Genomic DNA, 26,649 nt, shown 5'->3' with positions numbered 1-26,649 from the left:
TTACAGAGTAAGGTATCATCTAACCTTAACGTCTTTCTTTCGCCACAAATAGTAAACAGCAGGTAATACGAGCAAGGTTAAGATAACAGCGCTGATCATTCCTCCAACCATTGGCGCCGCTATTCTACTAACCACCTCAGCCCCAGTCCCTGTACTAAACATTATAGGCAATAAACCAGCAATTGTAGAAACGGCCGTCATCATGACGGGGCGAACACGAAGTCCTGCCCCTTCCATTACGGCAAGAGAGAGACCCTCTTTCGTTAATGCTTTACCATGCTCTAACTGACTTTTTTCATATTCATTATAGGACTGGTTTAGGTAAGTCAGCATTAGTATTCCTATTTCTACAGTGACACCTGCTAGAGCTATAAAACCAACCGCTACAGCAACTGAGAAATTATAATCTAAAAGATACATTAGCCAGATTGCCCCCACCAATGCGAGAGGCAAAGTTCCCAATATAATGGCTATTTCCGTAGCGTTTCGAAAGTTCATATATAAAAGAACGATAATAATCGCGAGCGTTAACGGAATCACGTAAGTCAGTTTTTCCTTTGCCCTTTCCATATATTCGTACTGCCCGGACCAGGTAACTGAATACCCTGCTGGCAACTCGAGTTCTTGTTCTACAACCTTCATTGCTTTTTCAACATAAGTGCCGACATCAACTCCCTCAATGTCGACAAAAGTCCAGCCATTAAGTCTTGCGTTTTCGCTTTTAATTGCCGGCGGTCCAAGTTCAACGTAGACATCAGCCACATCCGCCAAACTAATACGCTGCCCGTTTGGCGTAACTAAAGGTAGCTTCTTTAATTCTTCCGGCGAATCACGGTAATCTTGAGGGTAGCGCAAGTTTATTGGGTAACGTTCAAGCCCTTCAATGGTCTCTGAAACATTCATTCCGCCAATAGCCGTGGCAACAACCTGCTGAACATCCTCAATGTTCAAGCCATAACGTGCAGCCTGCTCTCTTTTTATGTCGACTTTTACATAGCGTCCACCAGCCACTCGCTCTGAATAAACAGAAGCCGTACCATCGACATCATCAAGTATCGTTTCAAGCTGCTGACCGATCTTCTGAATTTCATTAAGATCAGCTCCGGCAATTTTTATACCTACCGGCGTTTTGATACCTGTCGATAACATATCAATGCGAGTTTTAATGGGGTAAACCCACGCATTGGTCAGCCCCGGAAACTTTACAAGCGCATCCAGTTCTTTTTTCAACTTCTCAGTGGTCATACCGTCTCTCCACTGATCTTTCGGTTTCAGTTGAATAAAGGTTTCAATCATCGTTAGGGGTGCCGGATCAGTGGCGGTATCCGCTCGACCAATTTTGCCAAAAACCGTCTTCACTTCCGGTACCGTTTTTATGAGCTTGTCGGTTTGCTGCAACAGCTCCCTTGCTTTACCAATTGATAATCCGGGATAGGTAGTGGGCATATACATCAAATCGCCCTCATCCAAATCTGGAATAAATTCACTACCAATTTTGTCAATCGGCCAGACACCAACGGCCAGGATAACAAGCGCTCCGACAACTGCTGTCTTGGGGTATTTCAAAATGCCTTTTAAAAGCGGTTTATACCCGGCGATCAATAACCGATTAAGCGGGTTTTTCCCCTCAGGTGTTACCTTTCCTCTGATAAAATATCCCATCAACACGGGGATAACGGTAACCGCTAAGGCCGCACTGGCTGCCATTGCGTAAGTTTTCGTGAAAGCAAGCGGAGAAAACATCCGCCCTTCCTGGGCTTCTAAGGTAAATACCGGCATAAAGCTGACGGTAATAATGAGCAAGCTAAAGAAAAGAGCAGGGCCCACCTCTGAAGCAGAGGCGGCAACCACCCGCCAGCGGTTCTCTGCTGTCAGTGGCGTTTTTTCCATATGCTTATGCATATTTTCAATCATGACGATGGCACCATCGAGCATAGCGCCAATAGCGATTGCGATCCCTCCAAGTGACATAATATTCGCGTTAATTCCTTGCCAATACATGACAATAAACGCGGTTAAAATACCCAAAGGCAAGCTGATAACGGCAACCAGCGAGGAGCGGACATGGAAGAGAAATATCACACAGATAAACGCGACAATAGCGAGTTCTTCTATTAAACTTTTCCAGAGACTTTCCACGGCATCCGAGATAAGCCCCGAACGATCATAGACAGTGACTATATCGACACCTTCTGGTAGCCCAGACTTTAACTCATCCAACTTTTGTTTAACGCCATCAATCGTTTTTTGGGCATTTTCTCCGAAGCGCATTACCACAATGCCGCCCACGGCTTCTCCCTCACCGTTGAGTTCGGCGATACCGCGTCTCATTTGGGGGCCCACACCCACATCAGCAACGTCTTTAAGCAATAATGGCGTGCCATTTTCATCAACGCCAAGCGGGATACTCTCTAAGTCTGACACACTATCAATATAGCCTGAGGCCCGGACCATATACTCAGCTTCCGCCATTTCAACCACCGACGCCCCCACTTCCTGATTACCTCGCTGGATAGCATTTTGTATGTGAGCAAGAGGAATATCGAATGCGCGCAGCTTCTCCGGATCCACTTTCACCTGGTACTGCTTTACCATCCCGCCCAGGGCGGCAACTTCTGAAACCCCCTCGACCGTTTGCAGTTCATACTTTAAAAACCAATCCTGCATACTGCGTAACTCACTCAAATTGTGGTTACCCGTGCGATCAACCAAGGCATACAAATACACCCAACCAACCCCTGTTGCATCAGGGCCTAATTGCGGTCTTGCATTAGAAGGCAGTGTCGGAGCAACCTGAGACAAATATTCCAGTACTCGCGAACGCGCCCAGTAAGCGTCTGTATCTTCGTCAAAAATGACATACACATAGGAGTCGCCGAAAAACGAATATCCACGAACGGTTTTAGCGCCGGGGACAGACAGCATAGCGGTTGTTAATGGATAGGTTACTTGATCTTCTACCACCTGCGGCGCTTGACCCGGATAGCTGGTTTTAATGATCACCTGGACATCCGACAAGTCCGGCAGTGCGTCTACGGGCGTATTCTTGACCGCAAAAGCACCAACACCCACGAGGATTAATGTCGCCAGAAGAACGAAAAAACGGTTACTCACTGACCATCGAATGACTGACTTAATCATGGTTATGCTCCTGCTCTGTCACTTGTTTTTGCTCAGGAATATGAATCGATGTGAGCTGGTACTGTTGCTTCCCGACTTGCGTTATTTCCGCATGCAAGGATAACCCCGTGCTAAGCTGAGAAAGTTCAACATCCGAAGCAACATCGAAATCCATCGTCATTGCAGGCCAGTCCCATTCAGAAATCTCACCGTGCTCCAGCGTAACCATCGAGTGCTGAGGCATAACATTTTTAACGGTTGCTTCAACCCAGACAGCTTGAGCTGCTGCGTCACTTGACATACTGTCGTGGCTCTCGCTATCAGTGTTAGAGTCGTGGTTCATACGTTTAAAGTCGGAAGACTTACTGGACTCAGAGTCAATTAAGAACTGAGCCGATGTAACAATTTCATCACCTGCCATAAGACCCGATAAAATCTCAACTCGCGAGCTACCTAACCGCCCAACGTCAACATTAACTGATTTAAATTTCCCATCACCCAGTGCCAGGACAACTCGGTTCGAATCACCCATTCGGATAAGCGCTTCTTTAGGGATGATTAAGTTTTTGTCGCCTAAACCAGCCTTAATGTTAAGATTCGCAAACATGCCCGGTTTTAAAAAACCATCCGGGTTGTCGAAGTGAATTCGAACTTGTCCCGTCCGAGTTTTAGGGTTAAGTGACGGATAGACATAATCAACCTTTCCTTGCCACTCTTTACCTGGAGCATACTCAAGGTTCATTTGAACGTCATTGCCTACCTCAACCTGGTTCAATTGCCGCTCAAAGACTTCTGCAATAACCCAAATTTTATCCAGTTGAGCAATGGTCATTAAATTCATACTCGGCGTTACAAACGCACCTTCACGCACAGTCAGTCTATCCAATACCCCGGACTGCTTTGCTTTTACCGTGATTGTTTTCTGAATTTTACGAGTTTCTTTTAACTTCTTAATCTCAGATTCAGAGACTTGCAGAGCTCTTAAGCGTTCTTCAGCGGCATCAATTAGCACCTGATTACCTCTTTGCGAGGCCAATACAAGCTCCTCTTGCGCATTAACCATTTCAGGAGAGTAAATACTGTATAAAGGCTCGCCGGCTTTAACCGAGTTACCAACCGCTTTTACGAAAAGCTTCTCAATCCAGCCTTCAACACGGGGACTTACTGTCAGCACTCGGCTCTCATCAAACTGAACATAACCGACCGTTTCGATATCCAGGTTGAGTCTCGAAACGGTGACCGTTGCAGTTGTAACCCCAAGGTTATTAATAACGTCGGGATCAATTCTCACCGTACCAGGTGAACTCTCTTCTGCATCATCACCATAGTAAGGAATAAGGTCCATCCCCATTGGAGACTTTCCTGGTTTGTCTCGACGATAATTGGGATCCATCGGAGCCACCCAATATAACGGCTCTTTTTCTGCATTGCCCGATGAACGATCAGACACTTCAGTCGATTGCATTACATAGCCAATAGCGCCAGCGCCAACTGCAAAGCCTACAGCTAAACTTATAAGAGATTTGGTGACTGTTTTCATTTTACACTCCTGAAAGTAATAAGTAGTTTGCTTCGGCAATCAATTTTTGGCGGTTGATGGCGATTGCTAATGCATCAATTTTTGCGTTGACTTCCGCAATCTGTGACCGTACCGCCTCGGCAAAGTCGCCATCATCATTGTTGTAGGCAGTCAATGCGGCTTCAGACTGGGCGGACATTTGTGGAAGTAGCTCTTCGTGATATAGGGCAGCACGTTCATTCAAACGGTTCAGTTGTAAAAACGTACTGCGTAAATTGGCTATTAACTGCCTGGCAACCAATAACTTCTCAGTTTTTTTTGCTTCCGTTTTAAACTTTGCTGAGCGTACCTGCTTATCCTGTTTGTTATCAGTAAATAAAGGGACATCGAACGTAACCCCGGCTGACAGCAAGTTGGCACGGTCATTGCCGCTTGGATCGTCGTTTCTATGGCCATATTTCAGATTGGCTGACCATTGCGGTTTATAACCTTGCTGAGCGAGCTCGACAGACGTCTCCGACGCCAAAATGTCTTGATCGGTCGCTTGCAAAACCGGGTGTTCTTTTATCAATTCGTACAAGGCTTGTTTCGGTATTGTCGAAGGTGATAGCAATGTCTTCTTCAGCGTAAGACTCGGAAGGTCATCCGGTAACCTTGATTTCGCTATAACACCTATCCATTCCGACAGTTCGCTTTGAAGTCGCTCCTCTTTTTGTCGCAGTAATGTCAACCGATCATCCAGGCGTGTAAGTTCAAGTTGGGCTCTAATAACATCTTGCTGCCGTGCTTTTCCCTCGGTACTGGTATAACTCGCCTTAGCGGTTGACACTAACTGTTCAAAAAGCGCTCTATCCGATTCAATCAAGCGAATACTTTGCTGAGAGAAAAAAACATCTAACCACAACTTCGTGACCGTTGTTTTGACCTTTGCAATACGATCCGCTCTCAAAAACGGTTGTTTTTGAGCTAATTGGTTTTTCTGCTTACGAGACAACGATAATGTGTCTCCTCTGGGAAATGTTTGTGAAACACCGACGACTAACTGGGTCATTCCTTCCTGTCTTGAACTAAAACTGTCAACCGGGAAACTGGCAGCCGTGAGCGATATTTTAGGGTCAGGCAAACTGGAAGAGGCTATTGCTTCACTCGCGAATGCTTCTTGGGTTTGCTTACTTGCCGTTAACCAAGGATCTTCTTGTACAGCGATACTCACTGCTTCTTGCAAATTCAAAAGCGGCTCTTGTGCATTAACGACATTTGGCACCACTGCAGTCAGAACACTTAAATAAGCCATTCTTCTTAAAAGTTTCATATTGTTACTCTCAAAAACTGTGAATTTTTAAATTAAACACAGACTCAAGTTATGAGTCGGACCGTAACGAGGACGACGAACGACGTCGTAACGACAATGACCGAACCAAAGCTTATAGCTGTGCTTTTACCTGGACGATAAACGCGCCAGGAGCGAGAAATTTCGTATTTTTAAGAGTGGATTGGGGGGCGAAAAAGCGAGAGTGAGTGTTTTTCTTTAATATTCGTATCTAAGAATGAGGTTGCGTTAAAAAGCAGCTTATCAACAGGCGGAACCGTCGATTGCTCAGAATAAACGACAGTAATTGACAGGCTGTAACAATGACGCATCATTGAATCAGAGCAACAGTTATCGGTAAGAGAATGTGACACTTCGCAATCTGCAAGATCGCAAACTTGCTCAGTAGGATCGTGCATACATGCCTTTTCCGTACTGATAGTTTGTGAAAATGACATTGTTGTTACTGCTAATAGCAGTAGGGCAATGATTAAACGATACATGCGAAGCTTTACTGTAAAAACATGTTAAAATAATATCTCTTTGTCTGATAAAGATCAACCGATTAAAAGAAGTAGCCATAACTAGGTAATGAATCTAAGTGATAATACAGCTCCCATATCACCACCCAGATTCATCTTTAATTCAGGCATTTTTACGCGCTAAATCCCAAAGTCATCGAACCTTACTTGTTCTCGCGGAACGCCAAAGTCAGCAAGAGACTTTAACGTTGCTTCTAGCATCGGCGGAGGACCACACACGTAAATATCTAATGTTTCTTTGTTTTTGCCGGCCAACCACTTCATTGCGGTTTCGTGCACAAAACCAGTTGGTCCAGTCCAGTCATCCGACTTGGCGCTCTCAGAAAGAACAGGTATATAAGTTAACCGCTCTTCTCTTTCAAACTCGTTTCTATAACAGAGCTCTTTTTCATATCGTGCGCCGTAAAAGAATATGCAACGACGAGGAGAATCTGCTGCTAACTCACTTTGTATTAACGCTCTTAACGGTGCAACACCGGCGCCGCCTCCGATAAAGACTTGCGTGTGATTATTTTGTTTCGTCAGCTGAAAGTCACCAAATGGTCCAATAGCATCGACATGAGCGCCAGGCTCTAAATTACACAAGTAGTTTGAACCGATGCCTGGGGGCACCCCTTCACTTGGCGAGGGCAGTTGTCGTACGTTAAACACAAATCGAGTCGGGTGAGGCCGCGTAGCAACCGAGTAATGTCGTGACAATATTTCGTTTAAGTGTGGAATACGAAACTGCATAAATTGCCCGGCTTCATAATTAACGGGCTCTGAACTTACAAAAGTAAGCTCCATAATGGATGGAGTCAGTTGACGCTTTGAATCGAGTGTTAAAGCAATATCATCGACTCCGACATTATGCAGCTTAACGTCATAATTGGATGACGTTCTGTGTTGACAAGATAGGCGCGTTCCTGCTTCTAATTCGTTGGCGCTCAATAACGCTTTATCAGCTGCTTTCGGGCTGGGTATATTGCTGCCTTGCAGTGTCACTTTACATAACCCACAGGTACCGCCTCCGCCACAATTACTCGCAATTGGTTGCCCTTTCTGCTGAAAATATTCTAGCCACGTTTTCTTACGTTTTGGATTAAAGTCACCGTTAGTAATATTTCGGCCTAAGAGAATTAAACCGGATAATGAAAACCAAAGAGCGAATAATCCAGCACTCCATATCAATAGATGATTAAAACTTCGACCGCCCGTGTAATCCATAAAGTGCAGACGAAACGCCCAGTCAGCGATTGTCCATGGCGTATTACGATGTTCCACAACCCGGGATGACGCTTCATCGATATATATTCGGGTATTAAGATCATCCTCGATATCAATGCGGAACCCTGAGGCATTCCAGCCATTCACTTCATCGCTTCCCTTGACTCTTTCAACCCTTTCAACCTGGCCCGGTCCATTGTAGCTATTCAGCGCTAGCTGAGTCGCCAAAGCTTGGTCCGTAGACCACCGTTCACCGGTATCTGCGTTGAAGTAAAGCAAACGTCCATCTGGCAGAGACACCTGATACTGACCTACCCCGGCAACACTGACCAGTTCAATGGAGTGAGCTAAGGGGAATCGTTGATGCATTTCAGTAACATCGATTTGAGGCGCTATTTTTTTAAGTGGGGGTTCAGAGTTTTTTGAGACCATATATTGGTGGCCTGACATTCCGTGATGTCCGGTTAAGCTAAAAAATAACCCACTCACTAGCCACAAAGCGACTTGAATCACTAAAACCAAACTCACCCAACGATGAAGCCATTGCATAAACCTTATCATTGAGCACCCCCAGTCGATTTTCTCTTAAACGTAATCGTATAAAAAAGCAGGACAGTGCCCGTTATCATTAAAATAAACGTACCGATAATAAAGCCCTTTAACCACCAGGTCTCGATATCCACACGCTCGTCGTAGTCCATTATGTGTAACATCCAGGCGATATCAAACCCCCGCCAAAACGTATGTCGCTTTACCAAAAGCTCCCCGGTCGTTTCAGATAAATACAGACTGGTATTACCGAAATCGTCATAATTTACCTGCCAAATCGGTAACAAAGCACCACTCACTTCTGTTGGTGGGTTATCAGTCATGTAAACGACCGATTCAATAGCGTCGGGATCCTTCGTGTAATATTGATTCGCTAACTCTTTAATGTGTTGTTCGGTTATATCAATACGCTGCAGCGACTCCGCATTAACTAAAAACGCTCCCTCGTTACTCTCTATTTTATACACCGGCTGTAACTTCTGATTCAGCCATACGCTTTTTAACGACGTTTTTCGTGTTTCTGGATAGCGGCTCAACAGGTCATTTAAGCTTGATATTTCAACACCTTTCGGTATTGGCTGGCTTATATCCTGAACTAAGTGATCACCATGAATATAATCCAAATCGAAGAACACCATGTAAGCGCCACTGATTGTCCAAATAACCATTTGCAGGCCAAAAATCAAAGATAGCCAACGATGCCAAACTCGCCAGCTACTGGAGCGTTTCTTTTGAGTCATACCCTACCTCAAATTTAATAAAAAAAAGCTGCCGCTCCCAGGGAAAAGCGACAGCCAGTCTAGTCTTTAAAAGCTGTAACGTACCTTCAGATATAACTGACGGCCTAACAAGTCATATGTCATAGTGTCAGTATTGGCGTCCGTCCAACTTTGAATATAAGGCGGTTCTTTGTCAAAAAGGTTATTAACACCGCCAGTCACGCTCAGTTTTGAATTTACGAAATAAGTTCCCTGCACGTTATGATAGAAAACACTGGGTGCTCGGGCTCCAATATCTCCCGGAGCAGCATTAATGTCATCGGCAGGTCCAATGTACTGGACGGAGTAATGTACACGCCAGTCCTGTTTCATAAAGGTTCCCGAAGCGTTTGAACGCCAATGCGTATAACTCCCTCTACCGCCAGTAATATATCCGGCATACTCAATTTCATCCGCACCAACGAAAGGCGCAAATGTATACTCATTTAGGTAACTGACATTCCAACTGAAGTCACTTTTCCAACCCAGCAGCTCGGTGTTATAAAACAAAGCCGTATCAATACCCGACACATTTTCAGTTGCGGCATTGGTGTTTGTTTTTTTACCCAAAAAGCTACCGGAAACGAAAAGTAAGGCACCGAGGACAATTGCAATATCAGCCAGGTTGAAGGCCGGCCAATGCCAGTCTCGCCAATAGAAATCAAAGGAATCCACAACATAGCCACGAAAGACCCGGTCAATCAGGTTGCCCATGGCGCCACCGAGGATAAGACTGTAAGCGATGGCTTCTCCTTTATGACGATTTTCAAGGATCAGCTTGATCAGAAAAATCGAGACCGCCACCGCGATCCCGATAAAAAAGTAGCGCTGCCAGCCTCCACCATTCGCAAAAAGACTGAATGCGGCACCGGTGTTCCTTAGGTGCACCCAGTTAAAGAACGGGGTCACCGAAACAGACTCGCCATAGGCCATTGATTGCTGCACCAGCCACTTTACAGCTTGATCAGACGTTGCCAGCAGGCCCGATATGGACAACAGGGCGTACGGCGAGAGCTTTTTGCCAATAATGAGCATTATTTAACCCTTGAGCGCCAGAATGCGCCTGGCACCGTTAAGCACGACGAGCCCCGCGATGGTGCCGATAATTAGATCCGGATAATTGGAACCGGTCCACACGACCAGGGCGCCGGCGGTGATGACCCCCAGGTTGATCACCACGTCGTTGGCCGAGAATATCCAGCTTGCCTTCATGTGCGCCCCGCCCTCCCGATGTTTGGATATGAGCAGCAGACAACTGGTATTGGCAATCAATGCGACGAATGCGATAGCCATCATCACCAGCGATTCAGGCTCACTACCGAATACAAAGCGTCTCACCACCTCTATGAGTACGCCCACAGCCAAGATCAGTTGCAGTACACCAGCAACATGCGCGGCACGTAGCTGCATTCTCACGCTATGTCCAACCGCATAAAGTGCGAGCCCGTACACGGCCGCATCGGCGAAATTGTCCAGGGACTCTCCAATCAGGCCGGTGGACTGGGCGATCAGGCCGGCTGTCATTTCCACTACGAAAAGGAGCGCATTGATGCCGAGCAACCAGCGCAGAGTCCCGGATTCTTGCGTGGCAGAGGCTGCCGAGAACTCGGCCGCCTTGATGGTCTCCGGATCGGCAGCGACGCTTTCCTGAAGCGAGGCGCCTAGCTCCAAGGTCTTCAGCTTCGCGGTGACGGGCTCGACGTCACCGTCATGCACGACCTTCAACCGGCGGTTCGACAAGTCGAAGGACAGTGCCCGAATCCCCTCAACGCCGTTCAGGGCCAGGCGAATCATGCGCTCTTCTGATGGACAGTCCATCTTCGGCACGGCATAAACACTGACCCATTCCCCCGACGCATCGGAGGAGGCCTGCATATCGGTATCCGCCGCAGGCCTTGCATGGTCGCCACAGGGGCCTCCGCAGTTTTTACTCATGGTATGACTCCACTTGAATGTGATCGGGTTTTCATTTAAAACTATATAGTCGCTATAAGGTCAATAGCGTAGAGAATCCGTTGCGGAGGAACCCGATGCGTATTGGTCAGTTGGCACAGTCAGTAGGGGTAGATACACAGACGATCCGCTTCTACGAACGGCAGGGCTTGTTGCCGCCGCCTGGTCGGCAGGAGAACGGTTACCGTGTCTATACCGAGAAACACGTTGAGCGGCTGGCCTTTATTCGTCGCTGCCGCATCCTGGATCTGTCACTGGCAGAAATTCACGAACTAAAGCGCTATCAGGACGCCCCTCATCAGTCCTGTACCGCTGTCAATGCCTTGCTCGATGATCACATCTCTCATGTGCGCTCGCAGATAACCGCTCTACAGGCGCTTGAGAAACAACTCGTTTCACTAAGAGCGCGTTGCAACGATGACCGGGAAGTTAAGGCGTGTGGGGTTCTTGCTGGAATTAGCGAGGGAAGCATGCATCAGCAGTAGGTTGGAGTGCCAACCAGATAATCCGATGAGATGCCGGTTTGCCTCACTCTCATGCAAAGGTAAGATCAACCATTTAATCCGTATACCCTTTATTATTGGTACATGCTCGAAGACTTGTTTAGTCGCAAAATCGTTGGTGATGAAGTTCACGAGCAGGAGTCCGGCGAGCTCGCGGCTGAACTCTTACAACGCACATTGTTGCGTGAAAACTGCTTACACACAGGCTTAGTGTTGCACTCTGATAATGGTGCGCCGATGAAGTCACAGACGAAGCGGGCTAAAGCATATGAGCTAGGTGTGACCACCTCATACAGCCGCCCGCGAGTAAGTAATGACAACCCGTTTGCAGAGTCGCTATTTAGAACCTGCAAATACCGGCCAGAATGGCCATCAAGTGGCTTTAAGAGCCTCGATGAAGCACGACAGTGAGTGTTAAAGTTCACACGCTGGTACAACTACGAGCACAAACACAGTCAATTAAACTTTGTGACGCCTCATCAACGTCACACCAGCCAAGACAAAGCCATCTTGGCTCAACGGAAACGGGGCATGGAGGCTGCAAAAGCAGCAAATCCAAGTCGATGGGGTAAGCGCGATGTACGCAATTGTGAGCCAGTCGGGCCAACAACATTAAACCCTGAGAAAAAGCCAGTTAAGCAGGAAGAAAAACAGGCTGCTTAAACGAGAAAAAAGTGTCAACTACCTTGAAAAACGCCGCTTAAGTAACTTTTGCATTTTGTCACCTCGATTAGATTATAATTATTTTACTTTCCGATTAGACTTCGTACTGCCACCTAAGTTGTTTATACAACTCTCAGAATAGAAACCTCAGAATTTTAGTCAAGCTAAAAACGATTAAAGTAGTATAAAAAACCCTTTAATAGCAAAGTCTATAGCGGTTGTATATTCAACTTAGAGTTATCCTCATGTATCAATAATCTTTTAAAATAAGCTCTTCAAGATGACTAGAAAAGCTATAAAAAAAGTTGTCCACTTTTTTCAAAATAAAAATAATTTTTCATTTTTAATGAATTTTTACCCTCTTCTGATTATTGATGCTTTTAATCTTTTACCGACTATAATGCGTACACGAATACATAACTTTTACGTAAGGAACTTGGCTATGAGTCAATCAACTAAAAAAGCCACGCTTTACAGAATGTCGACACCTGACCACCAATGCCCTTTCGGTTTAAAAACCCGGCACTTACTTAAAGCCAACGGTTACGATGTGGACGACAACCTACTGGAAAGCCGCGAGGAAACCGACATATTCAAGGAAAAACACAACGTCGATACCACTCCACAAGTGTTTATTGGTGATGAACGCATCGGTGGGTACGAAGAGGTTCGAGCCTTTCTTGGAAAACCTCTTCCTGACCCTGACGCAACCAGTTACCGACCCGTTATTGCATTATTTATTATGACAGCGCTCCTCTCCGTAGCCACGTCGTGGTTGTCTTTTGGTCGCGCATTTACCGGACAAACCATCGAGTGGTTCATCAGTTTCTCGATGGTGGTTCTGGCCTTGCTCAAACTCCAGGACGTAGAGAAATTCTCTACCATGTTTCTCAACTACGATCTTCTCGCCAAAAAATGGGTGCCTTATGGCCGTGTTTACCCCTACGCCGAAGGCTTGGCGGGTCTGTTAATGGCAGCGGAATTTGCTCATGTCATTTCCATCCCTATTGCGTTATTCATAGGCATCGTGGGTTCTGTCTCCGTTTTTAAAGCCGTTTATGTCGACAAACGTGAGCTAAAATGTGCCTGTGTCGGTGGCTCAAGTAATGTGCCGTTAGGCTTCATTTCGCTCACTGAAAACCTCATGATGGTCGCTATGGCTATCTGGATGTTTTTTACAATGAACTAGAAAAGGAGCGCTATGCGCTCTTTTTCTTAACGCTTTTTACGTAAAAACAAAATCTCACCAGCGGCAATCAATGCCATACCGATAAGAGACGCCCAAATAACCAGCGGATCGCTTGTCCATTTCACCCATATAAAAGCGGCTAAAACGATGACATCTAGCGTGATTGCGCTGACAAGTATGTAAATATTGGCATTCACTTTTTGTCTAAGATGTCTCAATACCCCCCAGTGGATCGCAATGTCCATAACGATATAAAAAATAGCACCAAGCGAAGCGATTCGGTTCAAATCGAAAAAAGCAGCTAAGACCATAGCCATCACGATAGTGTAAACCAGTGTGTGCTTCTGAATGGAACCTGGCATCCCAAAATGACTGTGTGGCACAAGTTTCATATTGGTCAACATAGCCAACATTCTCGAGACGGCAAACGCGCTCGCGATCACACCGGATACCGTTGCGACAATTGCAAAAGCGACCGTCACCCAAAGTCCAGTCTCGCCATAGACGGGTCTGGCAGCTTCAGCAAGCGCATAATCTTTCGCTTTCACAATCTCATCTATGGACAGGCTCGAGCCAACCGCCAGAGTGACCAGAACATATATTAACGCGCAGATAATCAAAGAAATAATAATGGCACGCCCGACATTTTTCTTGGGCTCAACAATTTCACCGCCACTATTGGTTATTGTTGTAAACCCTTTGTACGCAAGTATGCTTAAAGCAATCCCCGCTAAAATACCGCCGCCGGTAGCTTCTTCTGGAATAGCCGATATCGATTCAAACTGAATGCCTGAGGCCCACAAACCACCAGCCGCTAAAATCACCAATCCTAAAGCCTTAACAAAGGCCATAAAAAACGAGAACGCTTGAATAAACTGATTACTCAAAATATTGATAAAAAACGCAAAGACCAGCAAACCAACCGCCAACAACGGGACAAGCCACTGCGCTTCAAAAGAAATTAATTGACTGGTATAGGACGCAAATGTCCGAGCGACTAAACTTTCATTAATCACCATAGAAAAGTACATCAAGAGTGCGAATATTGCCGTCACACTTCCTTTCCCATAGGCTTTACTGAGGAACATCGCAATGCCCCCCGCTGACGGGTATGCTTTGGCCAGTTTCACATACGAATAGGCGCTGAAACCGGCAATGATACCGCCGCACACAAACGCCAGTACAAACCACTCTCTTGCTAGCTGAGCAACTTGTCCTGTCAGTGCAAAAATACCAGCGCCAATCATGACACCAGTCCCCAGCGACACCGCCCCCCAAAGACTAAGGCTTCCTTTCTGATAACCCTGATGTCCGTGTTCGTGATCGTGTTCCGCCATAATCAGCTCCTGTGGTTGACGTTAGTTGGACCAGTGAATCCGGATAATTTTCCAGCCAGACTCCGGGGTATGTGAAACGGTTACAGTTTCATTCATCGTTAAATCAATCTCACGCCCGTTGTGCGCCCCGGAAATACTATATCGAGAAGTGATCACAGCAAGGCTAGCCACTTCATATCGTGTTCTTTCAATCAGCTTGGAAGGAACCGCCTGGCTAAATTTGATATCTGACTTAAGATGATGAGCACTGTATTCAGCCAGGGACCGTTCAACGCCACCACCTTCAAAGATAAGCACATCATCGGAAAGCACGTCTTTAACGACCTCCGTGTCACCTTCAGTTAAAGCAGTTCGAAATGCATCAAGCACAGCGGTCGGCTCAGATAGTTTTTCGGCGCTACTGGGCGCTGAAATAAACATTACCGAAACCATAAAAACACTCACAAGTAATTTCATTCTTCTTATTCCTTACATTAACCGGGGGAAAACGCGCTGCTTAGCGCAGAGGCCAGGGTAAAAATAGTGACAGCCAATACCATTTCCGCCGTTATGGAGTTTTTGAGTCGCTTGGCGGCCGCGTTATCATTTAATTGCGGTACGAACTTTAATTTATGCAATGCGGCAACAAGGAGAATCAGCGCCACAAACACAAGTTTCGCTAGTAGTACCGTGTCATACGACGTAAGCGGCAGCTCTGGCATCCATCGCCCTGTTGCACTACGATACATAACCAAGCCCGCAATAAGGAGTATTGGAACCGCTGCAGACATATGCACACCAAAACGCTCCATAATGGCTTTCGCTTTAGCAAGCGGTACCGACGTTGCCAGCTTTCGCAATGAGTTAAGACTGCCGAACCAAACCCAAGCGACTAACAAGTGTGTTAAAAGCGCTAGCTTTCCCCACCAGACGGCGTCACTGCCGTGACCAATACTTAAAAAGCTCCATCCCATGAGTCCAATGGCGACAACATATAGCACCCACTTTATACGTTTTAGCTTAACAACGGAGTAAACAATCCAAGCAATAGCAACCGCTATCTGAAGTTGGATGAACAACCCAACAGGGCCGGTCCATATAAACTGCATGTAGGTCGTGTCAATCATGCCGGCAAAGCCTTCAGCAGCAAAACTACCGACTTTCAGAAAAAAATACAGAAGGCTTGCCAGTAATAGAAGCAACGCAACAAGGCTATTCTTTCGTTCAGACTGCTTTTTTAAACCGGACAAATAAACGATATAAGGCGAGGCGGTCATCACCGCGTTAAGCCAGAATATAAAGGCCAACGTTAAAACGCTGGCCACACTCCAAAGGGTCATCATTTCACCTCAAAGCTAAAATCACCCGATATTTTATGACTGTCCCCACCCATTGCCGTCCAATAAACCGTATAACCACCTGACGCCAAATTGTTTTTAACAGCAATTTCGTACGCTGCTTTGGGAGTCATGCTCATCGAAAAGTCCAGCGGATGCATTTTACCGTCATCTGAGTGCAGCATGATTTTAGCCAGACGAACATCACCGGAAAAATTCATCGTAATTTCCGTTGGTGACTCGGACAAAGTCGCACCGTCCTCCGGGCTACTGGATGTTAGGCCGACGTGAGCGCTGGCCCATGCACTAAAAAATAACGTGGTACCGAAGGCTAACTTAAGTATGTTTTTCATGTTGTTTCCTCTTTGTTTATTATCAATTAAAACCAAACTCTGGCCCCAAGGACCACGCCTGTTTCTGTGGTGTCCTCACCCATTCGTTTCATTTCATCTGCCGTGTTGCCTAACGCGCCGTTCCAATAAACACCAATGTAGGGTGCAAACTCACGACTGATTTCGTGACGATAACGCAACCCCACACGCAAGTTGCTCAAGCCACTTTGCCGTTCATATTTGTCTGAAGCTGTCAGGTTGGCTGTAAACTCAATGCGAGGCTGTAAGTACGATGTTTGTGTGAGCTGCCACTCGTACTCAGTTTCGCTAACAAATTGGACGTCGCCTTCTTCATTCACCATCAGCGAGTTATCCATTTCGAACCAATAGGGCGCCAACCCCATAAAACTCACGACAGCATAATTTTCCATAGACGCGTCCGACGATAAGGTACCTCGCGTACCAATACCGGCCTGAAACGACCAAAACGGAGACACCAAGTATCCATACAGCAGTTCGGCACTTTCCAAGTCAGTGGGCTCACCGTCGTCTTGAACATTCTCCCCTTCACTCTTGAAAACAGCTCGGTGATAGTCACCGCCATACCAAGCCATCATGTCCCAGACGGCTAGGTTCTCTTCCTCGTTGGTTCGCGTTAACTCCAACCGATCGAACAGTACTTGCCCGGTGTAATATTCTTTGACGGGTTCAGGCCAGTCCTCTTTCGCATGTCCGGCGACTGCTAAACCTGGCAACAACGCCGCACCCACTAATAATGATTTACCGTACATAATTGTCCTCCTTATGCGACATTGACCACACGGAACATACCCGCTTTCATGTGATACAACAGGTGACAGTGGAACGCCCAACTACCCGGCGCGTCTGCCGTTATCAATAACGACACTTTTTCGCTCGGCTTCAGGCTAATCGTATGTTTGCGTGGGCGTGGATACTGTCCGTTTTCAAGTTCCATCCACATACCGTGTAGGTGTATGGGGTGGTCCATCATCGTATCGTTTACCATCACCAACCTCAGTCGTTCTCCATGATGAAACTGAACCGGGCCATCCACTTCGGTAAACTTATTCCCGTCGAAAGACCACATGTAACGCTCCATATTACCCGTTAAGTGCAGCTCTATCTGTCGTTCGGGCTCCCGCGTATCCGGCCATTCATGCGCGCCGACCAAGTCGGTATACACTAAGACTTTATGATCAACGTCTTCCAATCCAATCCCGGGTTCATGCAAACGGCTTACCGGGTTTGTAGCAATCATAGCCGCCCCGGCGCCATGTCCGGACTCACGGTGTTTGATTTTAATGTTTTCGACCGGGAGCTCTTTTTTGTGTGTCATTTTATGCGTCATATGGCTGTTATTGCCGCCCATATGCTTCATATTCATGCTATTGCCTTTCATATCACCGGACATCGCCATCGCTCCCATGCCCATAGCGGCCATGCCTCGCTCAGGAACTTGCCGTAGTTCAGGCACTTCAGCCTCAAGACCAAGTTCCGGCGTTAATGTACCTCTGACATAACCACTTCGATCAAAGCTCTCAGCATAAATAGTGTAAGGCTTGTTTTGCTTAGGCTGGACAATTACATCGTAGGTTTCCGCCACACCAATGCGGAACTCGTCAACTGGCACTGGCTTCACAGGCTGCCCGTCAGCGGCCACTACCGTCATCTCCAATCCAGGGATTCTTACGTCGAAGAAACTCATTGCCGAACCATTAATGATACGCAGGCGTACTTTTTCACCAGGCTTAAACAATGCTGACCAGTTCATCTGTGAATCGCGGCCATTCATCAGGTAGGTATAAGTACTGCCCGTCACATCCGCAATATCACGGGGGCTCATTCGCATTTGCCCCCACATTTCTCGTTGCTTCCAGGTTTTCTCTAACCCTTGCTGTCGCACGTCCTCGAAGGTCTCAAATATCGTACGTTTTTGATAGTTATAGTACCCCTCCGCAACTTTCAAGTTACGAAACACGGTATCCGGATCTTCGAATGTCCAGTCGCTGAGAATAATGGTATGTTCTCGATCAGCACCAATGTCTCCGTCTTTCGGTTCAATCACTAACGGCCCCAGGTGTCCCAATTGCTCCTGCAAACCGGAATGGCTGTGATACCAATAAGTTCCGTTTTGCTCGACATCGTAGCGGTATTTGAACGTTCGTCCTGGCTTTATCCCTTCGAAAGATACGCCAGGCACGCCATCCATATTCTCCGGCAATATAATTCCGTGCCAGTGAATTGACGTGTCTTCCGACAACCGGTTAGTCACATTTAGCTTTGCTCGCTGCCCTTCTTTTAAACGAATCAAAGGGCCCGGCATTTGGCCATTGATGGTTATTGGTGCTCCTACTTTATTTCCCACGAGCAGTGGGGACTTTGCAATGGTCAGATCAATCTCATCGTTTGTCAGGATCTGATCTTTAAAACTGCGTCCCTGAGGAGCAGCCCAAGTTGGGGCTACTTTGGCGATTGCTAAAGCAGACGCCACAGTGAATGCAGATTTAATAAACTTTCGACGCCCTTTGTTAAACTCATTGCTCATTATGACGCTCCTCTTTTGAGGTTAAATTTTGATAACGTTGAACGTCCTGTTCCTTATCAGACGGCTCATCAGAAACCGATGATTTAAACCCTTTAATCGCACTACCAAGATCGGAGCCCAGGGTTCGTAGCTTTTTACTACCAAAAAGAAGAATGACAATAACCAGTAAAACTCCTAACTGAACCATACTCATGCCGCCAAATCCCATAGCTAAAGCCCTCCATTTGAGAGTGCTTGCTGCTGCTCTAAACTTGCTATCTGCTGATAAGGTGTAATTGAACCGTCCTTTTTGATTTCATAGACCGTATACGGTTGAAACCGAGTACCCATTTCCATACCAACAGACCCTACCGGCATGCCAGGAACAGTTAATCCAATGCCATTTTCTGACTTTTTCCCAGCTAAATAATGAGAAACCAATGTAGGAGGAACGTGCCCCTCAAAGACATAGCCATTACTAGAAATAGCGGTATGACAGGATTGGACCTCGGCACTAATACCGGAGTCACGTTTTCGTTGGGTCAGGTTGTTCGGATGTTGTACGGACACACTAAAGCTATCGGGTAAAGCTTGTAACCACTTTTCACAGCAACCGCAGTTGGGATCTTTTAGAACGGTTAGTTGCTGCTCTTCTACATCGGTTGCAGATACAGACACGGAAAACAGCATCGCCAAAACAGCGATATTGCGTTTGATAGACATAATTATTCACCGATTAATAAGTTTTAAGGAAACACGCCGAGCGTGTGTTAAATTTCTAGTAACTTATTAAGCGGTAATTATTGGGGGACGGAATAAATTAGACGCGTGTTTAGCACGAATTGAGGTGTCGATGGGCGCATCGACTTTGGCAGAGAGGTTAACTGCAGCGGCATTAACCGAAGAAGACTGTCCGACAAATAAAACCGAGCCGCCGGAGCAATGCCGAATGGTCATGTCAGCACAGCACGAGTTGTGCTTTTGCGTCTCATGCTCGCAATCGTTTGTGTCGGCTTCGTACATCATGCTGTGCTGCATTTGGCTGTTATCATGACATGCGTGAGCTTCTGCCGTTTGCGAAAACGACATCGACACCAATAGCACTGTCATTAATAACAGAATTCGAATTAGCACGAGCACCCTGCTTTTTGCAATTTAATAAACTTCAGTCTAACGTCATTTTAACGCATGTCAAATAAGGAGCAGATAATGATGAATCACGAAATGTTCGCAGGTATGGGCTTTCTATGGATGCTGATTGTGGGAGCTATTTTTATTGTTCCCGCATGGCGTATCTGCCAACGAGTTGGCTACCCTGGTCCATTGGGTCTTCTGATTGTTATCCCTATCGCAAATATCATTCTTCTTTACTTTATAGCGTTCGGCCCATGGAAAAATGTTGATAAATAGCTAATTCACTTTAACCAAAGCAACAAGTATAGCTTTTCATCTCTGATCAGAAGCACGAATTTATTTGCCACTACACGTTCACAAGTTGCAGACCACTAAAGCTATGTTCAACGTGTTAAGCGAGTATTGGGCATAGCCAAAAAGTTAAAAGATTCATTTGTGAAAAAGCTTTCAATCAAAAAACTAAAGCTGAAGTTTTAGTAACAAGGTAAGTAACATGCTTGAATCTTAATATTTTTTATCCACTATAAAACAATAAGTTATTAGATCTTATCGATTCCGCCTCCGGCAGCTAAAAAACAGCAGACACCTTCTAAGTTAAAAGCTGCCGGCATCTTTTCTAAAAGCCTCATCCAAATACCCCCCCCACCACTGCATCAATTCACGGCGACGCTCAAGGTAATCCGCACGGTTATAAGCACTTCGCACTTGGTTAGGATCACCATGCGCCAGCGCTGATTCGATCAGGTCAGGATCTTTGCCCTCCTCGTTCATAATGGTGCTGGCTAAAGCCCTCAAACCATGGCTAACGAGTTTATCCTGGTAACCCATACGTCTTAACGCCATATTGGCTGTTTGGCTGTTAATGGACGTTTGTGGCTTTCGCAGTGAGATAAATATATGTTCGTATTGATCGCTTACGCTCTTCATGTCCTCCAGCACCCTCAATGCCTGTTCACACAGTGGAACTGTGTGCTGGCGACGCTTTTTCATCCGTTCAGCCGGAATCAACCAATTAGCTTGGCCGTCATCAAGCCATTGGATCTCACTCCATTTAGCGCCAGCAGCCTCAGATGGCCTGGTCATTGTTAGTAACTGCCATTTAATAACCTGCCGAGTAATATACGTAACGTTGGTTTCATGGAGCTTTCTTAGGAAGTCAGGGAGCTCTTTTGCGGTAATTGTCGGTAAATGCTGCTTCTTGGGCTTCTTGAAAGCAGATTTGATGGCAGCGATTGGATTTCCAGTAATTAATTTTTTAATGACAGCGTAATTCATTATCTCGTTTAACCGCTGAATTACACGTTTAACGGTTTCCAACCGCCCTGTTTTCTCAACCGGTCGTAATACATCAATGACCGTTTGAGCACTTATCTGGCTAACCGGCGTTTCACCTAAACGGTTAAATACATGTAGCTCTAACGATCGCCAAATATCATCAGCGTAGTCAGCAGTCACCTCACTTTTTTTGACCTCGAACCATTCTTCAGCAACTTTTCTCAAAGTCGCGTTCTCTGAGTAGCGTTGTGCCGCTCTTTCTTCCTCTCTGGCAAGCTTAGGGTCTACCCCTTCAGCAACTTGGCTTCTAGCAGCTTCTGTGAGCTCACGGGCTTTTTTAAGGCTCATATCGGGGTAGCTACCCAGCCCCATATTCACGCGCTTCTTTGTCGTCGGGTGAATGTAATTGAAGTTCCAAAGCTTAGAACCATTCACTCTCACTCGCAGCTGTAAGCCTTTCCCATCGGACTTAACGTAGTCCTTGTCTTTAGGTTTGAGTTGTCTGACGGCTGTATCCGTGAGCCCAATAGTAGAGCGCGCCATAAGCATATCTCCCTTCGATGTATTCCAAAGAGTTTACCCAAAATCGCTTGGAATACAAATTGGAATACTAAAAACTCAGGCTGGGGCTGGTTTTCTTGGGATAAGCTGGGAAAGCAAACGCCTATGAAAGCCTTATTTTACGTGACTTAGAAAGAAAAAAGGGGATGTCGTGAGACATCCCTTTTTTATGGAATTGGTGGAGCTGGCGGGAGTTGAACCCGCGTCCGCAATACCTACATCCTCGGTCCTACATGCTTATTCAGTCTTTTTATTAACTCGTGCGACGCCGACTGACAGGCTTCGTTCACGAGCGAGTCCGATTAAGTTTAACGCTTCAGCTCCGGACAAAGCATCCACGCGAGTCTACCTTAGGTCGAGCCGTCCTGATCCAGTCTCGTAGACAAAGCGCTGGGGGACGGGCTTAGCGGGTTATTAAGCCGCTAGAGCGTAGTTGTCGTCGTTTGCAACTATAATGTTGAGGCTTTTTACGAGGCCTGCCTCACCTCGGCATGCACCTTGGGTTTCGTGTATCCCGTCGAATCCTGATCAGCCCCAAAGTCTTACTGATAGAACCCTTATACTATAACTCAGACACCGCCTAAGTGCTATAAGTTCCGCACTCAAGCGGTGATTTATTAAGCTTTTGTACAGATAGCTGCGCTAAGACGCCATATACAGAACTTTTTCCACCAGTTTACTGATACCCGCCTCGGCATCAGGCAGGTTTTCGGCCAGCATGTAAGCCGGTGTCGTTACCAGTCGGTGTGCTTCGTCCACAACGATGTCGCGAACGCCACAGTCGACGTGTTCACCACCCATTTTGCCTATCGCGGCGGCGACGTCGGCGTCATTACCAATGGTCACGCGTACCCCTTCGCCGTAAATATAAGGCAGTAATACGGGCGCAATACACATGTAGCCTGCCGGTTTCTTCGCGTCTTTGAACGCTTTACCGACTTGCTCCACCTGTTCGTTGATCATCATCTCTGCACCCTTAAAGGCAAAGTCACAGAAATTCTTGGCAACGCCAAAGCCGCCCGGCAGTATCAGTGCATCAAATTCGGCAACATCCAGCTCGTTCAATGGCTTGACGTCACCACGGGCGATGCGGGCCGCTTCTTCTAACACATTGCGTTGGTCGTTACTTTCTTCACCGTTCAAGTGGTTAATGACCTGTGCTTGCTGTGTATCCGGCGCAAAACACTGGTAACTGGCACCCTGCTTGCTGATGTGCAACAGCGTCAAGACTGCTTCGTTCACTTCAGCGCCATCAAAAACGCCCGAACCTGATAGTAAAACCGCTACTCTTTTCATGACAAAACCCTTTGTTTTGCTGTCCCTATGATGTGTTTATTCCACTTCGATGTGCTTGTCGTGTTGTTTGCGCCAGCGCCACTCATTCTCAAGGGTGGCGGTGGGCTGCAGCATCGCAAACTCTAACTGTTCAATCTCGTCACCGGCTTTCAGTCGTTGCGGAAAGTCCGGGTTGGCCAACGCCGCTTTGCCAATCGCCAGCATGGCATTGGGATAATGTGCCGCGACGTGCTCATAATTCCGTTGGTCGATGCCGCCGTTGACGATCAGCGGAATATCACTAAAGTCCTGCACGATTTCCGCCAATGTTTTATTGCTACCGCCTTTGAACGGTTTCCGGCCAACTTCGGTATCTGTGGTATGAATATAGTCGATACCGGCCTCTTTCAAGGCTTTGACGATTTTAATCATCGCATCTTCGCCTTCCGGCCACTGATAGTCAGCGTCCGTCACCGTAATTTGGCTCAACCGAATGCCAACAATAAAGTTTTCACTTTTGGCCGCGTCTTTACAAGCTTTGGCCACCATCGCGACAAACTTTAGTCGATGGCCGATATCACCACCCCACTGATCGTTGCGCTGGTTAAAATAGTCACTCAAAAATTCGTTCAGCAGGTAGCCGTTGGCTGCGTGTAATTCTACCCCGTCAAAACCGGCTTCCTCGGCCCGGTTGACGGCGCCGACGAATCCCTGCATAACGGCATCGAAATCGGATTCATCCATGGCCTTGACGTCGGTCCAGCCATCCGTTTCGCCATACAGATCGAGCGGTTCGCCTTTGGGTTTAACGGCACTCGGCGCAATGGGCGTATCGGTATATTCGTTATGCTGAAACTGCGCTCCGGCGTGCATAAGTTGCAAAATAAAGGCGCAATCGTGCCGATGCACGCGTTCGACGATTTCCTTCCAGGCGTCAGTTTGAGGCGCATCCGTAATACCCGGCTGGTTGATGTAGCCCTGACTGGCCTGGCGATCGGTATAAACCCCTTCGCTGATGATCATGCTCCAGCCACCGCGAGCGAAGCGTTCGTAATAATCGCCCATGAGTTCCGTCGGCTTGCCTTTGCGGTCAGCACTGGTGCGGGTCATCGGCGCGACCACAAAGCGGTTATCAAACTTATGACCTTTTAACTCGAAATCATCAAATGCAGAGCTCATCGTATTGTCCTTTTTGCCATCGCTATTGTTATATGCCCATAAGCATAGCTGTTGTGATGAGTTACGGCGAAATCAAGGCCCTTTGATCACTTTTGCTGTCAGTTAGCGGCTAAAACAACCGCCGCTTTTTGTTTGCGGCCCCCGTAACCAAAGGCTTTGTTAAAGGTACCAATGGGGATCGGTAAATACTGGCGCTGGGTTGACGATTCCCATGGCAGCGTGTCGTAATCTGGGTCGTTAATATAGACAAAGTCGTCGTCGGCGGCACAAATCAGTACCCAATGCGGCGCCCTCACACCATCAAACTGATAGGTCGAAATGAGCGCCATTACCAAGGCTCCGGCGGCAAGATCCTGCTTCAGCAGATCAACATTATAATCGCGCACATTGATTGGCACGTTGTGCTCCCGCAAATACTGCATATCTGCTTCTTGAATCCGTTGCATGACATCTTTTTTCTGTGTCTGCCGCACCGATTCGATAAACAGCGGGCTGTCCGTATTGACCTCAACGCGCACCGTTAAACCGCGTTTATAAGCCGCTCGGGCAAGTCCGTGTGGGCCACAACCGCCGTGTCCTGAGGTCATATAGATGGTGGTGGCTTCGCGCCAAATTTCCAGTTCTTCAGCGGCCGGATTCGCACTGGGACAGTCGAAATAGTCCATCGCCATCAGCAGACTGGCCGGCCCACAGGTAAACTCAGTGGTTTGCGTCAGCATTGGTACGTATTCATCGGTCGCTCCAACGCCGCTGTCTTCGCCCAGTTCATATCGCGGTAACAGTTTTTGCAGCACCAACGCATCCGTCGACTGAGTCGCACTCGGCGGATAATAGGCTTCGCGCAATTCAATCACATGAAAGCCGTCTTCACTTAATAAGGTCTCGGCCAGTTTATTGGAGGTTGCAATTTCCGTGCGTAGAAACAAACAATGGCGCTCGTCTGCCAGATGTTCAGCAAACTGCAGCAATTGCCGACCGATACCCTGACCCCGGGCACTTTGTTTTACCACCCAGGCATACAACCGCGCCAGGTTGGTGTTATTACGAAACAGCACTACCGTATAGCCAACCACCTCGCTGCCCTCAACGGCAACGTAAAACTCCGCCGAACTGGCATCGATAAAGCGGCGGAAGCTGCGCCGACTGATGGCGTCATCCGGAAAACTCTGTTGTTCTATGGAAACCACGGCATCAAGATGCGAAGACTGAGCGGCAACAAAACGAATCAAGGTCTGACCCCTAAAATCAAACGGGTTTTGGAGTACCTTTTGTACCACATTTCGTGCTAAACTTGCGCGCAAATTTTGAGCCTGTTGAGGAATTTTCGTGAGCGACAACAAACCATCTCTTAGCTACAAAGACGCAGGCGTCGATATCGACGCTGGTAATGCCCTGGTTGACCGGATAAAAGGGGTCACCAAACGCACGGCTCGGCCGGAGGTCATGGGTAGTATTGGTGGTTTTGGCGCCTTATGCGAATTGCCTGAGGGCTACAAAAAACCGGTACTGGTATCGGGTACCGATGGTGTCGGCACCAAACTGCGTTTGGCCATCGACTTAAAACAACACCGCGGCGTCGGCATTGATCTGGTCGCGATGTGTGTCAACGACTTGATTGTACAGGGTGCTGAACCTCTGTTCTTCCTTGATTATTACGCAACGGGCAAACTTGACGTCGATGTGGCAGCGGATGTGGTTACCGGCATTGGTGATGGTTGTGAACAGTCAGGTTGTGCGCTTATCGGTGGTGAGACCGCTGAAATGCCGGGTATGTATGAACACGGCGATTACGATCTGGCCGGCTTCTGTGTCGGTGTGGTCGAAAAAGACGACATCATCGACGGCTCAAAAGTTGCTGCAGGCGATGCGCTGATAGCCCTGGCCTCCAGTGGCCCGCATTCAAACGGTTACTCACTGATCCGCAAAATCATCGAAGTCAGCGGTGCTGATTTAGAGTCTGACCTGCACGGTCGCACGCTGGCACAGCACCTGCTGGAACCCACCCGCATTTACGTAAAATCGGTACTGGAGTTGATCAAGCAAGTGCCGGTGCACGCGTTATCGCACATCACCGGCGGTGGTTTCTGGGAGAACATCCCACGGGTACTGCCTAAAGGCGCCAAAGCCGTTATCGACGGCAACAGCTGGGACTGGCCGGTTATCTTCGATTGGTTGAAAGACAACGGCAACGTCAGCATGAAAGAAATGTACCGCACCTTTAACTGTGGTGTGGGTATGGTGATTGCGGTACCGCAGGAACACGCCGAGCGAGCCGTTGACGTACTTACCGCAGCCGGTGAAACCGCCTGGAACATCGGCTACATTGCCACCGCCGCTGACGATGACGAGCAGGTAGAAATTTTAGCTGACGAAACACGCTAAGG

23 protein-coding genes, 1 other RNA gene and 2 pseudogenes are annotated in these 26,649 nt (G+C 47.2%); 5 read left to right on the top strand and 21 right to left on the bottom strand.

Annotation, left to right across the window (positions count from 1 at the left end; all coding sequences use genetic code 11):
* Nucleotides 1-15: 15 nt before the first annotated feature.
* From CWE23_RS07455 to CWE23_RS07420, 7 genes and pseudogenes are all read right to left on the bottom strand, one after another.
* The gene (locus CWE23_RS07455) at nt 16-3,141 is read right to left on the bottom strand and encodes an efflux RND transporter permease subunit (protein ID WP_105306735.1); all 3,126 of its coding nucleotides are present in this window, start codon (nt 3,139-3,141) and stop codon (nt 16-18) included.
* Complete coding sequence (locus CWE23_RS07450; protein WP_105306736.1) at nt 3,134-4,660, bottom strand: efflux RND transporter periplasmic adaptor subunit; 1,527 nt, start codon at nt 4,658-4,660, stop codon at nt 3,134-3,136. Before CWE23_RS07450 ends, CWE23_RS07455 begins: the two co-directional genes overlap by 8 nt.
* A 1-nt stretch (nt 4,661) precedes the next feature.
* Nucleotides 4,662-5,951, bottom strand: a complete 1,290-nt coding sequence (locus tag CWE23_RS07445; protein WP_241970579.1) for a TolC family protein — start codon at nt 5,949-5,951, stop codon at nt 4,662-4,664.
* Between the two features lie 659 nt (nt 5,952-6,610).
* On the bottom strand, nt 6,611-8,245 hold the full coding sequence (locus CWE23_RS07435; protein ID WP_241970578.1) for a PepSY domain-containing protein: 1,635 nt from the start codon (nt 8,243-8,245) through the stop codon (nt 6,611-6,613).
* 8 nt (nt 8,246-8,253) lie between these two features.
* Nucleotides 8,254-8,985: a membrane protein gene (locus CWE23_RS07430; protein WP_006956236.1), complete on the bottom strand. Its 732-nt coding sequence runs from the start codon at nt 8,983-8,985 to the stop codon at nt 8,254-8,256.
* Between the two features lie 561 nt (nt 8,986-9,546).
* Nucleotides 9,547-10,038 (bottom strand): annotated as a pseudogene (gene lspA / locus CWE23_RS13850) (signal peptidase II); the annotation flags it as partial.
* A 3-nt stretch (nt 10,039-10,041) separates the two neighbouring features.
* A complete protein-coding gene (locus CWE23_RS07420) occupies nt 10,042-10,938 on the bottom strand; it encodes a cation efflux transmembrane domain-containing protein (RefSeq protein ID WP_105306741.1) in 897 nt (298 codons plus the stop codon).
* 95 nt (nt 10,939-11,033) lie between these two features.
* Between CWE23_RS07420 and cadR the strand changes: the two genes are divergently transcribed.
* The 3 genes and pseudogenes from cadR to CWE23_RS07405 all read left to right on the top strand — a co-directional run bounded on the left by cadR (nt 11,034) and on the right by CWE23_RS07405 (nt 13,311).
* On the top strand, nt 11,034-11,441 hold the full coding sequence (gene cadR / locus CWE23_RS07415) for a Cd(II)/Pb(II)-responsive transcriptional regulator (RefSeq protein WP_105306742.1): 408 nt from the start codon (nt 11,034-11,036) through the stop codon (nt 11,439-11,441).
* Nucleotides 11,442-11,531: 90 nt separating this feature from the next.
* Nucleotides 11,532-12,122: pseudogene (locus CWE23_RS13900) on the top strand (transposase); the annotation flags it as partial.
* A 442-nt stretch (nt 12,123-12,564) separates the two neighbouring features.
* A complete protein-coding gene (locus CWE23_RS07405; RefSeq protein WP_100690644.1) occupies nt 12,565-13,311 on the top strand; it encodes a MauE/DoxX family redox-associated membrane protein in 747 nt (248 codons plus the stop codon).
* A gap of 26 nt (nt 13,312-13,337) precedes the next feature.
* On the opposite strand, the gene CWE23_RS07400 is transcribed toward CWE23_RS07405, so the two are convergent.
* The 9 genes from CWE23_RS07400 to CWE23_RS07360 form a co-directional block, all read right to left on the bottom strand.
* Nucleotides 13,338-14,648 carry an APC family permease gene (locus CWE23_RS07400; protein ID WP_126819911.1) on the bottom strand — a complete coding sequence of 437 codons (1,311 nt, stop codon included), beginning with the start codon at nt 14,646-14,648 and terminating at the stop codon, nt 13,338-13,340.
* Nucleotides 14,649-14,669: 21 nt separating this feature from the next.
* A complete protein-coding gene (locus tag CWE23_RS07395; RefSeq protein WP_126819910.1) occupies nt 14,670-15,104 on the bottom strand; it encodes a YybH family protein in 435 nt (144 codons plus the stop codon).
* A gap of 17 nt (nt 15,105-15,121) precedes the next feature.
* Nucleotides 15,122-15,970 carry a copper resistance D family protein gene (locus CWE23_RS07390; protein ID WP_234972503.1) on the bottom strand — a complete coding sequence of 283 codons (849 nt, stop codon included), beginning with the start codon at nt 15,968-15,970 and terminating at the stop codon, nt 15,122-15,124.
* Entirely contained in the window at nt 15,967-16,317 is a 351-nt protein-coding gene (locus CWE23_RS07385; protein ID WP_011234483.1) for a copper resistance CopC family protein, read from the bottom strand. Before CWE23_RS07385 ends, CWE23_RS07390 begins: the two co-directional genes overlap by 4 nt.
* A gap of 26 nt (nt 16,318-16,343) precedes the next feature.
* Nucleotides 16,344-17,087: a copper resistance protein B gene (locus tag CWE23_RS07380; RefSeq protein WP_105306746.1), complete on the bottom strand. Its 744-nt coding sequence runs from the start codon at nt 17,085-17,087 to the stop codon at nt 16,344-16,346.
* 11 nt (nt 17,088-17,098) lie between these two features.
* On the bottom strand, nt 17,099-18,862 hold the full coding sequence (locus CWE23_RS07375) for a copper resistance system multicopper oxidase (RefSeq protein ID WP_105306747.1): 1,764 nt from the start codon (nt 18,860-18,862) through the stop codon (nt 17,099-17,101).
* Nucleotides 18,852-19,070 carry a twin-arginine translocase TatA/TatE family subunit gene (gene tatA, locus CWE23_RS07370; RefSeq protein ID WP_053954069.1) on the bottom strand — a complete coding sequence of 73 codons (219 nt, stop codon included), beginning with the start codon at nt 19,068-19,070 and terminating at the stop codon, nt 18,852-18,854. The genes CWE23_RS07375 and tatA overlap by 11 nt, the downstream gene beginning before the upstream one ends.
* A 2-nt stretch (nt 19,071-19,072) precedes the next feature.
* Nucleotides 19,073-19,564 (bottom strand): DUF411 domain-containing protein, encoded by a 492-nt coding sequence (locus CWE23_RS07365; RefSeq protein WP_006956253.1) that lies wholly within the window; start codon nt 19,562-19,564, stop codon nt 19,073-19,075.
* A gap of 66 nt (nt 19,565-19,630) precedes the next feature.
* Nucleotides 19,631-19,975 (bottom strand): hypothetical protein, encoded by a 345-nt coding sequence (locus CWE23_RS07360; RefSeq protein WP_053954071.1) that lies wholly within the window; start codon nt 19,973-19,975, stop codon nt 19,631-19,633.
* Nucleotides 19,976-20,050: 75 nt separating this feature from the next.
* Here CWE23_RS07360 and CWE23_RS07355 point away from each other — a divergent pair, with 75 nt between their 5' ends.
* Nucleotides 20,051-20,251 (top strand): hypothetical protein, encoded by a 201-nt coding sequence (locus CWE23_RS07355; protein ID WP_006956255.1) that lies wholly within the window; start codon nt 20,051-20,053, stop codon nt 20,249-20,251.
* A gap of 318 nt (nt 20,252-20,569) precedes the next feature.
* On the opposite strand, the gene CWE23_RS07350 is transcribed toward CWE23_RS07355, so the two are convergent.
* From CWE23_RS07350 to CWE23_RS07330, 5 genes are all read right to left on the bottom strand, one after another.
* Nucleotides 20,570-21,793, bottom strand: a complete 1,224-nt coding sequence (locus CWE23_RS07350) for an integrase domain-containing protein (RefSeq protein WP_105307756.1) — start codon at nt 21,791-21,793, stop codon at nt 20,570-20,572.
* Between the two features lie 194 nt (nt 21,794-21,987).
* Nucleotides 21,988-22,347: a transfer-messenger RNA gene (gene ssrA / locus CWE23_RS07345) on the bottom strand.
* 106 nt (nt 22,348-22,453) lie between these two features.
* A complete protein-coding gene (gene elbB, locus CWE23_RS07340) occupies nt 22,454-23,107 on the bottom strand; it encodes an isoprenoid biosynthesis glyoxalase ElbB (RefSeq protein ID WP_105306748.1) in 654 nt (217 codons plus the stop codon).
* Between the two features lie 36 nt (nt 23,108-23,143).
* A complete protein-coding gene (locus CWE23_RS07335) occupies nt 23,144-24,265 on the bottom strand; it encodes an NADH:flavin oxidoreductase (RefSeq protein ID WP_126819909.1) in 1,122 nt (373 codons plus the stop codon).
* Between the two features lie 98 nt (nt 24,266-24,363).
* Nucleotides 24,364-25,494, bottom strand: coding sequence for a peptidase C39 family protein (locus CWE23_RS07330; RefSeq protein WP_126819908.1), 1,131 nt, complete (start codon nt 25,492-25,494; stop codon nt 24,364-24,366).
* 97 nt (nt 25,495-25,591) lie between these two features.
* On the opposite strand from CWE23_RS07330, the gene purM reads away from it, so the two are divergent.
* Complete coding sequence (purM, locus tag CWE23_RS07325; protein WP_126819907.1) at nt 25,592-26,647, top strand: phosphoribosylformylglycinamidine cyclo-ligase; 1,056 nt, start codon at nt 25,592-25,594, stop codon at nt 26,645-26,647.
* The last annotated feature ends 2 nt before the right edge of the window (nt 26,648-26,649 follow it).

The sequence above is a fragment of the Idiomarina aquatica genome, from assembly GCF_003987185.1.
Classification (GTDB): Bacteria; Pseudomonadota; Gammaproteobacteria; order Enterobacterales; family Alteromonadaceae; genus Idiomarina; species Idiomarina aquatica.
The sequence above is the reverse complement of the archived record's forward strand: the minus strand, read 5'-3'. Positions and strand labels throughout refer to the sequence as shown.